Source organism: Alteripontixanthobacter maritimus (assembly GCF_003340475.1).
GTDB lineage: Bacteria > Pseudomonadota > Alphaproteobacteria > Sphingomonadales > Sphingomonadaceae > Alteripontixanthobacter > Alteripontixanthobacter maritimus.
In genome coordinates this window covers 1,716,094-1,731,062 of the sequence record NZ_QBKA01000002.1, presented here as the reverse complement: position 1 = coordinate 1,731,062, position 14,969 = coordinate 1,716,094, and the positions used below count along the sequence as shown (strand labels likewise).

The window sequence follows — 14,969 nt, the reverse complement described above, 5'->3', positions numbered from 1 at the left end:
GTCAGGACTGCTCTGCATCTTCGCCGGTTTCTCGGCGACCTTTAAAGCCCTGCGCCACCACATACCATTCCGACGAACCCTTGCGGCTGGCCGGCGGCTTGGCGTGCTTCACAGTTCGGAAATGCTGCTTCAACAAAGTGAGCAATTCCTTGTCGGTCCCGCCTGCCAAGACCTTGGCGACAAACGTGCCGCCTTGTTCCAATGTTTCGACCGCAAACCAGGCGGCAGCCTCCACGAGCGCCATGGTCCTGAGATGATCGGTCTGCTTATGGCCGACGGTGTTGGCCGCCATATCCGACAGCACCAGATCGGGTGAGCCGTCCAGCGTATCGGTCAGCGCGGCTGGTGCCTTGTCGTCCATGAAATCCATCTCGAAGATGGTCACGCCCTCGATTGCATCGGTAGGCAGGATATCGATCCCGACCACTGCTGCACGCGGATTGGCGCGCCGCACGACCTGGCTCCAACCGCCGGGCGTGATACCCAGATCAACCACGCGCTTCGTCCCGCGCAGAAACGTGAACCGTTCGTCCAATCCCAACAGTTTGTAAGCGGCGCGGCTGCGATAGCCGTCCTGCTTAGCGCGTTTGACGTAAGGATCGTTCAATTGCCGCTGTAGCCACGCGGCGGACGATGCGGTCCGCTTTTTGGCTGTCTTAACACGGCGGTCTGGGTTGCTGCCGGAACGGGCCATCAGATACGCGCTGCCTGAATAGCGCGGCGGCTTGCTTCACCAGCCACGTCGGCCGCCATCAGGCTGCGCAGGATGCCTTCGCGAATGCCGCGGTCGGCAACTCCCAGCCGGGGTGCGGGCCAGATGTCCAAAATGGATTCGAGGATGGCACACCCGGCCACCACCAGATCCGCGCGGTCGGGGCCGATGCATGGTAATTCGCCGCGCTCTGCCGGTGACAGGCCTGACAGGCGGTCGCTGATATCGCGCATGGATTGCGACGGAACAATCAAGCCATCGACCGCACGCCGATCATATTGCGGCAATTCGAGATGCAGGCTGGCGAGGGTTGTCACGGTGCCGCTGGTACCAAGCAGCCTGATATGCTCGGCTGTTCTACCGGTCGGCGCAATGCGCTTCGCGAAATCCGTAAAGCTGTCATCAACCAATTGTCGCATGTCGCGATATCTGGAAAGGCGTGCGTCGCGGCTGTCCTGTTCCTGGCCCACCGTATCGCTCAACGACACGACGCCCCAAGGTACGCTTAGCCAATCGAGAATGCGGGGTACCGGGCCGCCCGGTTCGATCAGAACCAGTTCGGTAGAGCCGCCGCCAATGTCGAAGATGATGGCAGGACCAGGCCCTTCTTCCAGCAGGATATGGCAGCCGAGAACGGCCAGGCGCGCTTCTTCCTGGGCAGAAATGATATCCAGTTTGATGCCGGTTTCCTGTTCCACGCGCTCGATAAATGCTTCGCCGTTGCTTGCGCGGCGGCAGGCCTCTGTCGCGACGGACCGGGCGAGGTGAACATTTCGTTTGCGTAGTTTGTCCGCGCAGACATTGAGCGCACCCAAAGTGCGCTCCATCGCCTCGTCGCTTAACTGGCCGCTATGCGCGAGCCCCTCGCCAAGCCGCACCACCCGGCTGAAAGCGTCGATCACCGTGAAGTTTTCACCCGAGGGTCGCGCGATCAGCAGACGGCAGTTATTCGTACCCAGGTCGAGCGCGGCATAAGCCTGCCGGCGGCGCGGTTGGGCCTGCGGAAAGGCTTGCTGCGAGTGCGCGGCGGGCGGAATGTCGCTGGCATCGATCGTATCGCCGCCGACCGTTTGTACCGCATCGAAACCATTCGGTTGCGTGCCTTCGACGGACACGGTTTCGCTAAGCTGCTGGCCGGGATTTTCGGCGGATTCGGGCTCGGCGGGGCTCTTGTAGCGAAAGTCGGCTACGCTGCCGGACGGTTCGCCCCTTTGTTTGCCAGCCCTGTTGGTGGCGTCCGGCGGAGTGAAATCCGCCATGTAAGTGTCTTTCCATGTTCCTCCCGTCACGGTTGCCGCGCGGGGACCTGACAGCAACGCTAGCGTGGCGGTGCATTTTTCGCAAGAGTTGCAGGCAGGCGCAGGCATTGCGGCTCTTGACCTCGCCCGCGCACAAACCTAGATGCGCCACCTTGCCCGGCCCGCGATGCGCGCATGTTTGCGTCCACGCGATCCGCGCCGATGCCCCGTCCTCTAACGGTAAGAGAGCGGACTCTGACTCCGTCAATCAAGGTTCGAATCCTTGCGGGGCATCCAGCTTTTCAACAGCTTGGCCGGCAGGCTTGCCGCGCATCGTGCAGCCGGATAGGGCCGCCGGCATGAGCGATAAAAGATCAACGCCCGACCTGTCTGACCGGAAATTCTATCCAGCGGAGGAAGAGGCGGCATTCTCCAAGTCCGCTCCGCCGGTCACCCCCCAAACGCAGCATCCAGCTTACAAGCTGGCATTTCAGGACCGCGACTTTCTATTGCGCGATGAATTGCGCCCCGTCCGGTTCCAGCTGGAATTGCTCAAGCCGGAAATGCTGCTGGACGAAGCGGGTGTGGGATCGACGCTGGTGATGTACGGATCGGCCCGCATTCCCTCACCCGAGGCGGCGAAGGTTGCGCTTTCCACGCTCGACAAGCTGGAGGGACGGGACCGGGTGATTGCGGAGAACCTGGCCAAGAAAGCAAAATATTATCACGAGGCGTACCGGCTGGCCAAGCTGGTTAGCGAAAAGTCCATTATCGAGGATGGCAAACGGCAATTCGTAGTAACGTCTGGTGGTGGTCCATCGATTATGGAAGCTGCCAATAAGGGCGCTAGCGAGGCTGGGGCGGAGAGTATTGGGCTGAACATCGTCCTGCCGCACGAACAGGCACCCAATCCTTATGTGACGCCCTATCTCAGCTTCCAGTTCCATTATTTCGCGTTGCGCAAGATGCATTTCCTGCTGCGCGCGCGGGCCGTGGCGGTGTTCCCGGGAGGGTTCGGCACGTTCGACGAGTTTTTCGAATTGCTTACGCTGATCCAGACCGGAAAGATGAAGCCAATCCCGATTTTGTTATTCGGTAAGGAGTTCTGGAACCGGGTAGTGGATTTCGAAGCGATCGCGGACGAAGGCACGATAAGCCATGATGATCTCGATCTGATCGAATGGTGCGAGACCGCCGAAGAGGGGTGGGACGCGATCGAAAGGTTTTACGGTCTGGACAAGAGCCGGGACTAACCGCCGCCGTTCCGTACGGCCTGGTGCCCCATCGGGCCGCTGCCAGCGCCAAAACCCGGCGCATTCTGGATTGCCGCAAACACGAATTGCCGGGCCAGCCTGACGGCGTGCTCCATCGGCATCGTATAGCCGAGGAACGTCGCGATCGCGGATGATAGCGTGCAGCCGCTGCCATGGGTGTGGCGGGTTTCGAGCCGGGCGTGGTTGTAGCTGTTCCAGCGCCCCTCCGGATCGATCAACAGATCGAACACCCGGTCCCCGTCAGCTTCGCTACCCTCCGCGTGACCGCCTTTGGCAAGCACATGGGCGCCGTGCTTGCGAGCGATCGCTCCCGCCGTTTTGGCGATGGTATCGAGCGCAAGCGGCCCATGGGCATCATCCGGCGCCGTATCGTCGGACAAGGCGCGTAATTCGGGAAGGTTGGGCGTAATGATCGTTGCGAGCGGAAACAGGCGTTGAACCATGGCCGCTACCGCGTCGTCTTCGATCAATCGAGCGCCTGAGGTTGCGACCATGACCGGATCGAGCACGATCGGCAGGACCGCATTATCGGCGCGCAGCGCGGCCAGCGCGTCAGCTACCGCATGAATGACATCCGGAGTGGCAAGCATCCCGATCTTGACCGCATCGATCCCGATGTCGCCTGCGCATGAAGTTATCTGCTGCGACACGAAATCGGGCGACACCGGCTCGATTGCTTGCACACCGACCGAATTCTGCGCGGTCAGCGCGGTGATAGCCGTCATGGCATAGCCGCCCAGCATTGTGACGGTCTTGATATCCGCCTGAATACCCGCGCCGCCCGAACTATCGGATCCCGCGATCGAGAGGATGCGTGGCGGCGTACGTGGTTGCCCGGCGTCGGTCACCTGGTGAACTTCCGGGTGGTGGATGCGGGATAATTCTCCAGCGCGTCGCCGGTTCTCGTGGGCCGGTCCATCAGCTCACCGCCACAATTCGGGCATCTGTCGTCGAGCTTTTCCGCGCAGGACGCGCAGAATGTACATTCGAAGCTGCATATGAAGGCGCCGGATACCGCGGCGGACAAGTCCGCGCCGCAGCGTTCGCAATCGGGATGCATCGCCAGCATCAAGCGGCGGCTGCTTTCACGGCGTCGCAAATGCGGTCCACCACGGTTTCGACCTGGGCGCTATCATCGCCTTCCGCCATTACCCGGATCAGCGGTTCGGTGCCTGATTTGCGGATGACGAGACGCCCCTTGCCCGCAAGTTCCGCTTCGGCATCCGCAATGACTGCCTTCACCTTGGCATCGCCAAGCGGATCGCCGCCATCATAGCGCACATTCTTAAGCAATTGCGGCACCGGTTCGAACATATGCAGCATTTCGCTGGCACGCTTGCCGCTGCGCACGAGGCTGGCGAGCACTCGCAAAGCTGCCACGGTGCCATCCCCCGTGGTGCCATGATCTAGCATGATCATATGCCCCGATTGCTCCCCACCGATGTTGAAGCCGCCTGCCTTCATCTTTTCCAGCACATAGCGGTCGCCCACCTTGGCGCGTTCCAGCGTCAGGTTCTGTGTTTCCAGGTATCGTTCAAGGCCCAGATTGCTCATCACTGTGGCCACGACGCCGCCACCGCGCAGTTCACCCTTCTCGGCAGCCCGCGTGGCGATGAGCGCCATGATCTGGTCGCCGTCGACCGTCTGACCTTTCTCGTCGATGACAATCAGCCGGTCGGCATCGCCATCCAGGGCGATCCCGATATCCGCCCCTTCCGCGATCACGCGCGCCTTGACAGCATCCAGCGAAGTCGAGCCGACGCCGTCATTGATGTTGGTGCCATTGGGTTCCACGCCAAGTGCGATCACTTCCGCGCCCAGTTCCCAGATTGCGCTGGGGGCCACCTGGTAGGCCGCGCCATTGGCACAATCGACTACCACTTTCAGGTCATCGAAGCGGATGTCATCGCTGACCGACTGTTTTACCCCGTGGATATAGCGTCCCGGCGCGTCATCCACCCGGCGGGCGCGGCCGATGTCCTGCGCGGCCACGAGTTCCGGCTGCAGTTCGACCAGCGCCTCGATTTCGGCTTCGGTTTCGTCCGACAATTTGAACCCGTCGGGCCCGAACAGCTTCAAGCCGTTGTCGCGATAGGGGTTGTGGCTGGCGGAGATCATCACGCCGAGATCGGCGCGCATTTCGCGGGTTAGCAATGCGACCGCAGGGGTGGGGAGGGGGCCGGTCATGATTACGTCCACGCCCACGCTGGTGAAGCCTGCTACCAGCGCGCTTTCCATCATGTAGCCCGACAACCGCGTATCCTTGCCGATCACCACACGGTGGCGGTGGTGCCCGCGGCGGAAATGATTGCCTGCGGCCTGCGCCACCCGCATCGCCATGGTGGCGGTCATCACGCCTTCGTTCGTGGTACCGCGGATACCGTCCGTACCGAAAAGCTTGCGTGTCATGGAATGCCCTGTCTTACATGAATAAATACGGCGCCCAGGCACCGCCGGTGTGCGCGCCGGGAGTTGCCTCGCGCTTCTGACGGGTTAAGGCACGCTTGAAAAGGGGACAGGGCGTTGACCGAGATTGAGCGAGACGGGAAAGCAACCGAAACTGGCGGTGGTCTGAATGACAATGCCGGTAAATTGGTGCAGATCCGGCTGCCGCTCTGGTGGACATTCGGCGGGCTGGTAGCAGGATTACTGGCAGGGTGGCTGCTCGTCGGGATGGCTGAGGAAAGCCCGCTCCTGATGGGGGCGAAGCTGATTGGCGAGTTGTGGCTACGCGCGCTTCAGATGACGATCATACCGTTGGTGGCTGCATTGCTGATCGTCGGCATAGCGAAATTGATCGAGGCAGCGCGCGCAGGTGCGATAGCCCGAAGGATGCTTGCGCTGGTGTTCGGCATGCTCCTGTTCAGCGGTATCGCAAGTGCGATATTGATGCCGTTGCTGCTGGATATGTTTCCGCCGCCAGATGCCGCGTCCGCCATTCTCGATACAGATGCTGTAGAGCCGCAGGCCGTACCCGGTCTGGTCGAGTTTTTGCGGTCCTTGATCGCGCCGAACATTATCGGCGCCGCGGCGGACACCGCCATGCTTCCGCTGACAATCTTCTTCGCCATCTTCGCGGTGGCGCTGACCCGACTTCCCGGTTCGCAGAAGACGGTGCTGCTGCGGTTCTTCCACGCGCTCGCCAACACCATGCTGATCATCATCGGCTGGGTGCTGTGGCTGGCCCCGCTTGGTGTGTTTGCACTCGCCATCGGCGTATCCGTCAAGGCGGGCGGGGGCGCGTTCGTGGCGTTGGCGCATTATATCCTGACCGTGTCGGCTATGGGGCTGGTGGTGCTGGTCGCAGCCTATCTCCTCGGTATTTTGGGCGGACGAACCAGCCCGGTCCGTTTTGTTCGCGCCATGTTACCAGCGCAGGCGGTGGCTATTTCTACGCAAAGCTCGCTCGCAAGTCTGCCCGCAATGCTATCGAGTGCACGAACGTTGAAACTGCACGAGGAGACGGCGGATTTCGTGCTGCCGCTATCGGTCGCGATTTTCCGAGCGACCAGTCCTGCAATGAACCTGGCTGTCGCGATCTACATCGCGACTTTGGCCGGGATCGAACTAGGTCCGGTAGTCCTGATGGCCGGCGTTGCAGTTGCTTTCATCATCTCCATCGGATCGGTCAGCCTGCCGGGCTCCATCAGCTTCGTCATTTCGATCGGCCCGATTGCGATCGCCATGGGTATTCCAGTGGAGCCGCTTGCTTTATTGGTCGCGGTCGAGATGATCCCTGACATCATGCGGACTTTCGCCAATGTAACCGCCGATGTTGCGGTAACGGCGTCGTCGGACCGGAAACGCTCCGCCACAGTGCATCCCGCCCCACAACTAAACTAGCGCCGGTTATGCAACAATCCTGCGCGCCATGCGTTGCAAAACCAGAACCCTAAATATTCAATGCAATCTGACCAAGGACGTCCCATGGCTTTCAACGTAACCCCGCTGCCCTATTCCGACGACGCGCTTTCGCCCGCCGTTTCTGCCGAGACGCTGTCGTACCACCACGGCAAGCATCACCAGGCCTATATCGACAAGACCAACAAGGCGATCGAAGGAACCGACCATTCCGACAAGTCGTTGGAAGACATCATCGGGGCCGCACGTGGCAGCGACCAAGGTCTGTTCAACAACGCGGCGCAAAGCTGGAACCATGGTTTCTACTGGCACTCCATGACCGGCGACAGCAAAAGCCCGTCGGACGAGCTGAAGAGCATGATCGATGACAGCTTCGGTTCGGTCGATGATCTTACTTCCAAACTGCAGGACCGCGGTGCCGGCCATTTCGCCAGCGGTTGGGTTTGGTTGGTGGAAAAGGGCGGCAAGCTCTCGATCGAGGAAACCCATGATGGTGATACCCTCGCTGATAAGAACGGCATAAACCCGCTTCTCGTAATCGATCTATGGGAACATGCGTATTACCTTGATCACCAGAACAAACGCCCCGCCTATCTGAAGGCGGTCACCGAGAATAAGCTGAACTGGGGCTTCGCCAGCGACAATCTGGCGCGCGGCACCACGTGGAGCTACGCTTCGTAAGCTTCGCAGAGCATTAAATTAGAAAGGCCCGTTCCGGATTGTCCGGTGCGGGCCTTTTTATGTCCGGATTTGCGAAAGTTGATGTGCGGTTAAGTGCTCGCAGGTTCCTCCGGCGTCCCACCGACTGCGAGGATGTTGTTGGCGAATAACGGCTCGCCGAAGATGAAACCTACAAGGTTCGGGCGTCCGACATGATCGAAAAAAGCCGTCAGCATCAGCAAGATCGGGACCGATAGAAGCGCGCCGAAAACTCCCCATATCCATGAAAAATAGGAAAAGGCGATAAGGATCATAACCGGATTCATGGTAAATCGCGCGCCCAGGATCGACGGTGTGATGACGTTGGCTTCTACCGTATGCAGGCCTAGATACAGTGCAGCCGGAACGAAGCCCCAGATTAGTGTCTCACTGGTACCGATCCCGAACAGCCCGAGCAGGGCGACCATCGCGAGCGGTCCGATATAGGGCACGAAGTTCAGCATCATGGCCAGGCCGCCCCACATGACCGGCGCCTCCAGCCCGATGGCCCACGCTCCCAGACCTGTCACAACTCCCACCCCTGCATTGATGAACGCCACTGTGAGAATATACGCTGCGACCCGATCTTGTACTTCGCGCAGCACACGTGCCGCCTTGATCGAACTACCGAAACTGGCGCGGTCGAACAACAGATGCCGGCGCATCCGTACACGCGCTTCGATCATGAAAAACGCCATCAGGAACGTGATCAGGACGCCCAAAATCACACTGGGCGTTTCAAGGGCGAGCGTCTGGAGGACGGATGGTCCCGCCAGCACCACCTTGGTACCGGATCCGCCCATTACCTCTGCCAGTTCCTCATTCATCTTGGCAAGCCAGCCAAATTGATCGCGCAGTTCGGCAAAGCGTGATCCCACGAGCTTGACCATATCCGGCAGTCTGTCGAACAACGCCGCAGCCGGTTGCAGGATAAGCGTTAGCGACAGCATCAAGAGCGCAAAGAACAGCAAGATAGCCGACAGCGACGAAAGCACGTTGGGCAGGCCAAGTCCCGCTAGCCTGTCAGCCAACGGGGACAAAACAATGGTGAGAATAACCGCGACCGTGACCGGCAGGAACACGACCGACCCGATCGACAGCACGAAGGGCAGGGCGAGGAACAGTCCCAATCCCAGCAGAAGCACCAGCGCTGAAATAAGGCGCAGTTCCTGTTGGGCGAAGGCCAGCCGGCGGCTGGCACGTGGTGACGGACCCTCAAAGCCTGCGAGGCTGGCTTCGTCCGCGCCGATACCGCCGCCAGTGGCAGATGGATCGGTTTGCGTTGGAGTTGCAGGCGCATCGGTCATAGTCGCCGCGATAGCTGCCAGAAAGCCGTTCGCGCCGCAATGATGCAGCAACGGGCGTTACTATCAAACCAGACGTCACGCTCGCCATACAATAGCGGGCGAGGCAATAACACGCTCAGCGGGTAGGTTCGCTTTCACCATTGCCGGCCGCAACCTCGTCCAGCTCTTCCAGGATCGCACGATGGGCAGCGTCGTCACCGATCGCGCGCCTTGGGATATCACCATCGCTCAACATGGAACTGATCGCGGCACGCGCCCGGCCAACACGGCTCTTGATCGTGCCGACGGCGCAACCGCAAATATTTGCCGCCTCTTCATAGGAGAACCCGCCAGCGCCAACCAGCAGGAGGGCCTCGCGCCGCTCAGGCGGCAAGGTGAGCAGGGCGCGATGCATGTCGGACAGGTGGATTGGTTCTTCCTGCCCGGCAGGCGCAGTCAGAATGCGTTCCGCAACATTCTCGTCATATTCGCCGCGAAAGCGGTTCCGGCGCATATCGGTGAGATAGGCATTGCGGAGGATGACAAAGGTCCACGCGCGCATGGATGTGCCCGGTTCGAACCGTTCCTGCGCCGCCCACGCTTTCAGCATGGTTTCCTGAACAAGATCGTCGGCCATATCCGGCCGACCGCAAAGGCCGCGCGCAAACGCACGGAGGTGCGGCGCCACTTCGGTAAGCTCGCGCTTGAAATCGACCTTCTGCGCAGCCGTTCGCTTAGATTCAGCCATATCTACTTCTGGTCCAGCTTCGCCAACAAGTCCTTGAAGCTGTCCGGAAGCGGTTCGTCGACCACGGAATCGTACAGCTGCCGCAGTCCGGATGCCCAGTTCGGATTTTCGGCCTTCACATCCCTATCAGCATCATTCGGCGAACATCCAGATCCGCGATTTTCCGAGTGAGCAGTCATAAAGTGCAGGTACCATCCGTGTTGAAAGGCGTCATGTGCGCAGCGCTGTACTAGCGTAGTGTCTGCGCAATGGGAACGATGCCTCGGTATTTTTGTTCCGGCCAAGGAAGCTTATTGAATTTACCTGCAAAGGCGCAGGACAATACCTTGAGGTGAACCGTTGAATTCCGCAGCCGATGACATCAGACAGTCGCGTCGTTGGCTGGTGCTGTATCCGCGTTTCGTCCCATTGGCTATTTTTCTGGCGATAGCTGCAATTACGGCGGTTAGTATTTTCGCAATTGAGCGCGGTGAGCGGGAGCGCGAGCAAGCTGAATTGCGGGAACTTGCCCGTGGTGTGGTTGGCGCGCTGGAACGGCGCGGCAACGCCAGTTCCGCCTATCTTCGCGCGGGTGCAGCACTGTTCGGTACCGCCGGAGAAGTGAATGCCACGGTGTTCCGCCGCTTTATCAGCGAATTGCGGTTCGATAGCGACTATCGCAGTGCCGAAGGTTTCGGCTGGGCTGTTGCGATAAGGCCCGAGGAAGTGGCCGAATTCGAAGCATCTGTACAAGAGGAGACGCCCGGTCGAATGCGAGTGGAGCCGGTCCCCTCGTCATCCGCAGAACTCGTGGTGCCAGTTACCTTCTTGCAGCCTGATACGGAAAGGAACAGGCGGGCGCTGGGGTTCGACATGTATTCCGAACCCATCCGGCGGGCCGCTATGGACGAGGCTGTCAAAAACGCCCGGCCCACTGCCAGCGGCAGGATTATCCTGGTGCAGGAAGGAACCGGCACAGACGCCGGTTTTCTAATTTATATGCCGGTGTTCGATTCCCTCAGCGCGGAACGGCGGCTGAAAGGTTTTATCTACAGTCCGTTCAACACCCAGGACTTTCTCGAATCTGCATTGGAAATGCAGTCGCTGACCAGCCGGGTGGTGCGATTGTACAATGGTCCGGTAGCTGAATCCAATTTGGTCGCGCAGACCATCCCGGAGACTAGGGTTGATGCGAATACGGCCGGTAATAATAACGACGTATCCTCGGTGACGGAGGATGTGCTGATTGCCAATCATGCGATGACCTTGAAAGTGACGTCATCGCGAAACTCTTTCCTTTCTAACTTGTCGATGCTGACCCTGTTGTTCGGCCTGTTGATCGCCAGCCTGTTGATGGTAGTGGCCCGCTTGCTGACCCAGCAGGCACTCGAAGATCGGGCTTCGCTCGACTGGCTCGAAGAACAGAATTCCATTCGCAATTCGCTGACCCGTGAACTCAATCATCGTGTGAAGAACACCTTGGCGAACGTGTTGTCGATCGTCTCGCTGACCCGCCGCAGGGCTACCAATCTGGATGATTTTGCGACTGGTATCGATGGCCGCATCCGGGCGCTGTCAGCCACCCATGACCTGTTGACCCAGTCCGAATGGGGCACGACCCCCATCCGTAGCGTGGTCGAAGCAGAAATCGCGCCTTATGCGAGGAGCGCGGATAACGAGGTCGTGCTCGACGGACCAGCTGTGGAACTGGCGCCGAACGATGCGCTGTCCCTTGGCCTGGCATTACACGAACTGGCAACGAACGCGGCGAAGTTCGGCGCGCTCAGTCAGCCTGGCGCGAAAGTGTCTGTCAAATGGTCGCTCGAACATGACCGGCTGGCCCGTGTAGAATGGATCGAGGAGGGCGGCCCGGCGGTACCGCAGGATCGCAAGCGAGGTTTCGGAACCGATCTGATCGAGAAAATCGTGGCCCACGAATTGAAGCACCCCGTCACGCTCGATTTCGATGCCAGCGGTGTACGGTGTGTGCTGCTCGTACCCGTCCGCAAGCCAAGCGATTTCGCCATGCGAGCAGTCAAGTAAGAGTGGCACAAGCTTAAGCCTGCTACGGCCTGACGCCGGTGGGGTAGAAGATTCTTGACCGAGAACGAAAAAGGGCGGCCGTCGCAGGCCGCCCTTTAGTTTTCTATCGCATGATATTTTTACCCGAGCGGACGGCTCGATCCAAAGAACAGCGCTTGACTGATGGCAGTGCGAACGGTCGATTCCTGGAACGGCTTGGTGACCAGATAGGTCGGTTCGGGACGATCGCCTGTCAGCAGCCGTTCGGGATAAGCGGTAATGAAGATTACCGGAACACTGTCGATGGCCAGGATGTCATCGACCGCATCAAGTCCGGACGAGCCGTCAGCAAGCTGGATGTCGGCAAGCACCAGACCCGGCGTGTTTTCGGCCACAACCTCCTGAGCTTGTGTTCGCGTTGCCGCGGTGCCGCAAATTTCGTGACCAAGCGAACGTACGAGGTCTTCCAGCTGCATCGAGATCAGCGGCTCATCCTCGATAATGAGAACGCTGGTGGAGGATTCCCGATCGATATCGGCAACCGCTTCCTGCACCATTTGCTCTATCGAACCCTCATCCAGATCCATGATCTGCGCGGTCTCGGCAATCGAGAAGTCTTCCAGCGTAGTGAGCAACAAGGCCTGCCGGTTCAGCGGAGTTATCGATTTCAGCCGGTCGTTGGCCGCACCTTCGTGGACGCCGGTAACGGTATCTTCCGGCTCCGAAACTTCCAGATAGGCGCTCGACCAGACCTTGTTGAATGCCCGGTATAACGGCACGCGGCCTTCGCCCAGTTCCGATTTAAGGTCTTCATCGGCCAATGCCGCTTCCAAAGTCGTGCGGACAAACGCATCGCCGGTCGCCTGCGAGCCGGTCAAAGCGCGGGCATAGCGGCGCAGATAGGGCAAATTGGTGGCAACCTGATCACTTAAAGACATATATTCCCTTCCCTGAGGTGCGCGCAAAAAACGTCCGCCGAACAGGTTTGTTCCTATGATATGGCCTAGTTTGCTTGCGACGGAAACCAGCAAGTTCGAAGCAACCTTTTCCAAGGTCCGAATTGGCGGATTGCAGCGGTCCACCGGTGTGGCAATCGTTCGATCGGATGACGCCTTAAACTTTTTTCGTGTCGAACCGGAACCGCTTTTTCAGCCGTGCATTATCCTATTGTCACCGCCGAGACCCCCCCTCCCGTCCAAGCGGCAGTGACACGATCCCGAAGGGCCTTCGCACACAGCTAGTGCGGAGGCCCTTCTTCGTTGGTGGTTTTGTCAACTGTGCAACGTTTTACCAAAATGCATAACTGGTTTGGCATGAGATGAGCCGCTGGCTGAGGTGTTAACGCAGGCGTCCCTTGAGCCGCGCAAGCAGGCCCTTCTTTGCAGGCTGCGAGAGCGCTTCGATCAGATCCGCCGAATCGTAGGGTTTGGTCAGCACTGGTCCCAGTTCGGCGATGTCGGGCGGTATATCATCGGGTGCGCCGGTAGAGAATACCACACGAGGACGACGCGGTCCCAGGTTCTGCACCAGCTCGGCAATGGCCCAGCCATCATCGCGGTCCGCAAGATGGACATCCAGTACTAAGGCTTCGGGTCTATGGGAGCGCAGTACCTTGATCGCATCGTCGGTCGTGCTGCTGACGATCACTTGCTCGACTCCGGCATCTGTCAGTGCCTGTTCCAGCGACATTGCCAGAATGGCGTCATCCTCAACCACAACGACACATTTCATCGATAGGGCACTGGTTTGCGTTTCGGCAGATCGGCTCGACATCGATGAACATCCGTGAGGCGCCAACCAGGAAGGTTGCGCTGTAGCGATTACGTGGCAGCGCTTCATATTGTTCCCGCGCCAGCCTCACGTAAAACGGAATTTGCGCAGCCGTTGCACCAGCGCAACAATGTTGCGGCGCTGGTGCTAAAGGGCTTTTTCGAAAATCCAATAATCGCGATTGAGCTTGGTTTCCAACATATCGGCGATCGCAATCATCCCCTTGTTATCATCGAGAATCCAACCGATTTCCCCGCGGGTCGAGCCGAACTCCTCCACGGCGCTGGTGCGAATATCGTCGATCATCATGAAAGCAACCTGGCTGGCGAGACGCGAGGCATGATGTTCGCGCAGCACGCCCATGAGGGGCACGCGAACGCCGCAATCGCGCGGTTTTCGTAACCAGCGCAGCAGCCGTATCCAACCGAACGGAAACAACCGCCCGCCGATCTTGGCCAGCATGTCGTTGATATCTGGCAGCACCATCATGAAGGCGATGGGCTCCCCATCCAGTTCGACGATGCGGTTGAGCTCGGAAAAGATGATCGGTTTCATCTTCTTGGCCGCATAATCGATTTCGGCATCGGTAAACGGAACGAAGCCCCAATTTCCCGACCATGCATCGTTGAGGATATTAAGCACGATCCGTACTTCGTTGGGCCAGTCGGATTTCGATACGCGCCGCATCACGATGCGGTCGTTGCGATGGCCGGACTTCACGATCCGCTGCACGACCGGTGCCCAAGGTTTGGTGATATTAAGATTATACGTGCGCAGGCTTTTGATTTTGACGAGCCCGGCTTTCTCCACCCAGTCGCGATAATGGGCAGGATGGTGACCCATCATTAGCATTGGCGCATGTTCCTGTCCCTGGACCAGCAACCCCGGTTCCTCCCAAATGGAAAGCGAGATCGGACCGAGCATCCGTTCCATCTCTTGCGCACGCAGCCAGTCGGCTGCAGTTTCCAGCAGTAAGTCTGCAACATCCTGCGTTTCAGCATCGAAATAGCCGAACATGCCGGTGCCCGGTCCGAAGCCCTGTTCGCGCGGCACCTGTAAGGCCAGCTCGTCGATATGCGCAGTAATGCGGCCCACATCGCGTCCTTCGCAAACAGCAACAAACAACTGGACGCGGGCATGTGCGAAGAACGGATTGCGCGACGGGTCCAGCAGTTCCAGCTGCTCGCCGCGCAACTGGGGTACATAGTTCGGTATCGTGGCGGCGAACCGGCGGCCCAGATCGACGAAGCGCGCACGGTCTTTCCTGTCGGCTGCATCCAGTGCGGCGATGGTTATGGATTCGCTGGACGGGGAGGTGGGGCCAACCATTAAAGTTCTCCGGGACGGTCGGGCGCAAAATTGCTTGCTGGGGACGGGGAG

Annotated in this window: 15 protein-coding genes and 1 tRNA gene; 5 read left to right on the top strand and 11 right to left on the bottom strand. The window is 59.3% G+C overall.

Annotation, left to right across the window (positions count from 1 at the left end; genetic code table 11):
* Position 1: 1 nt before the first annotated feature.
* Both HME9302_RS08580 and HME9302_RS08575 read right to left on the bottom strand, forming a co-directional pair.
* The gene (locus HME9302_RS08580) at positions 2-694 is read right to left on the bottom strand and encodes an RlmE family RNA methyltransferase (RefSeq protein WP_115366672.1); all 693 of its coding nucleotides are present in this window, start codon (positions 692-694) and stop codon (positions 2-4) included.
* Complete coding sequence (locus HME9302_RS08575) at positions 694-1,971, bottom strand: Ppx/GppA phosphatase family protein (protein ID WP_115366671.1); 1,278 nt, start codon at positions 1,969-1,971, stop codon at positions 694-696. Before HME9302_RS08575 ends, HME9302_RS08580 begins: the two co-directional genes overlap by 1 nt.
* Before the next feature lie 202 nt (positions 1,972-2,173).
* On the opposite strand from HME9302_RS08575, the gene HME9302_RS08570 reads away from it, so the two are divergent.
* Together HME9302_RS08570 and HME9302_RS08565 are read left to right on the top strand one after the other, a co-directional pair.
* A tRNA-Gln gene (locus HME9302_RS08570) sits at positions 2,174-2,247 on the top strand.
* Positions 2,248-2,309: 62 nt separating this feature from the next.
* On the top strand, positions 2,310-3,203 hold the full coding sequence (locus tag HME9302_RS08565; protein WP_115366670.1) for an LOG family protein: 894 nt from the start codon (positions 2,310-2,312) through the stop codon (positions 3,201-3,203).
* Here HME9302_RS08565 and thiD read toward each other — a convergent pair.
* Genes thiD through glmM form a run of 3 tightly spaced genes read right to left on the bottom strand, consistent with a single transcriptional unit; the run spans position 3,200 to position 5,633 of the window.
* Entirely contained in the window at positions 3,200-4,072 is an 873-nt protein-coding gene (gene thiD / locus HME9302_RS08560) for a bifunctional hydroxymethylpyrimidine kinase/phosphomethylpyrimidine kinase (RefSeq protein WP_115366669.1), read from the bottom strand. The genes HME9302_RS08565 and thiD overlap by 4 nt on opposite strands.
* On the bottom strand, positions 4,069-4,293 hold the full coding sequence (locus tag HME9302_RS08555) for a DUF1272 domain-containing protein (RefSeq protein WP_115366668.1): 225 nt from the start codon (positions 4,291-4,293) through the stop codon (positions 4,069-4,071). The genes thiD and HME9302_RS08555 overlap by 4 nt, the downstream gene beginning before the upstream one ends.
* Complete coding sequence (glmM, locus tag HME9302_RS08550; RefSeq protein WP_115366667.1) at positions 4,293-5,633, bottom strand: phosphoglucosamine mutase; 1,341 nt, start codon at positions 5,631-5,633, stop codon at positions 4,293-4,295. The genes HME9302_RS08555 and glmM overlap by 1 nt, the downstream gene beginning before the upstream one ends.
* Positions 5,634-5,747: 114 nt before the next feature.
* Between glmM and HME9302_RS08545 the strand changes: the two genes are divergently transcribed.
* Together HME9302_RS08545 and HME9302_RS08540 are read left to right on the top strand one after the other, a co-directional pair.
* On the top strand, positions 5,748-7,067 hold the full coding sequence (locus HME9302_RS08545; protein WP_326833160.1) for a dicarboxylate/amino acid:cation symporter: 1,320 nt from the start codon (positions 5,748-5,750) through the stop codon (positions 7,065-7,067).
* An 84-nt stretch (positions 7,068-7,151) separates the two neighbouring features.
* Positions 7,152-7,766 carry a superoxide dismutase gene (locus HME9302_RS08540; RefSeq protein WP_115366666.1) on the top strand — a complete coding sequence of 205 codons (615 nt, stop codon included), beginning with the start codon at positions 7,152-7,154 and terminating at the stop codon, positions 7,764-7,766.
* Between the two features lie 89 nt (positions 7,767-7,855).
* On the opposite strand, the gene HME9302_RS08535 is transcribed toward HME9302_RS08540, so the two are convergent.
* The 3 genes from HME9302_RS08535 to HME9302_RS13295 form a co-directional block, all read right to left on the bottom strand.
* Positions 7,856-9,091, bottom strand: a complete 1,236-nt coding sequence (locus HME9302_RS08535) for an AI-2E family transporter (protein ID WP_115366665.1) — start codon at positions 9,089-9,091, stop codon at positions 7,856-7,858.
* Between the two features lie 115 nt (positions 9,092-9,206).
* On the bottom strand, positions 9,207-9,818 hold the full coding sequence (locus HME9302_RS08530; protein WP_115366664.1) for a sigma-70 family RNA polymerase sigma factor: 612 nt from the start codon (positions 9,816-9,818) through the stop codon (positions 9,207-9,209).
* Between the two features lie 2 nt (positions 9,819-9,820).
* Positions 9,821-9,937, bottom strand: a complete 117-nt coding sequence (locus HME9302_RS13295; protein WP_230079939.1) for a NepR family anti-sigma factor — start codon at positions 9,935-9,937, stop codon at positions 9,821-9,823.
* A gap of 220 nt (positions 9,938-10,157) precedes the next feature.
* Between HME9302_RS13295 and HME9302_RS08525 the strand changes: the two genes are divergently transcribed.
* Positions 10,158-11,840, top strand: coding sequence for a CHASE domain-containing protein (locus HME9302_RS08525; RefSeq protein WP_230079938.1), 1,683 nt, complete (start codon positions 10,158-10,160; stop codon positions 11,838-11,840).
* A gap of 119 nt (positions 11,841-11,959) precedes the next feature.
* Here HME9302_RS08525 and HME9302_RS08520 read toward each other — a convergent pair whose 3' ends face one another.
* From HME9302_RS08520 to HME9302_RS08510, 3 genes are all read right to left on the bottom strand, one after another.
* Complete coding sequence (locus HME9302_RS08520) at positions 11,960-12,757, bottom strand: response regulator (RefSeq protein WP_115367606.1); 798 nt, start codon at positions 12,755-12,757, stop codon at positions 11,960-11,962.
* A 400-nt stretch (positions 12,758-13,157) separates the two neighbouring features.
* On the bottom strand, positions 13,158-13,592 hold the full coding sequence (locus HME9302_RS08515; RefSeq protein WP_230079937.1) for a response regulator: 435 nt from the start codon (positions 13,590-13,592) through the stop codon (positions 13,158-13,160).
* Between the two features lie 144 nt (positions 13,593-13,736).
* A complete protein-coding gene (locus HME9302_RS08510) occupies positions 13,737-14,918 on the bottom strand; it encodes an N-acetyltransferase (protein ID WP_115366662.1) in 1,182 nt (393 codons plus the stop codon).
* Positions 14,919-14,969 lie beyond the last annotated feature (51 nt).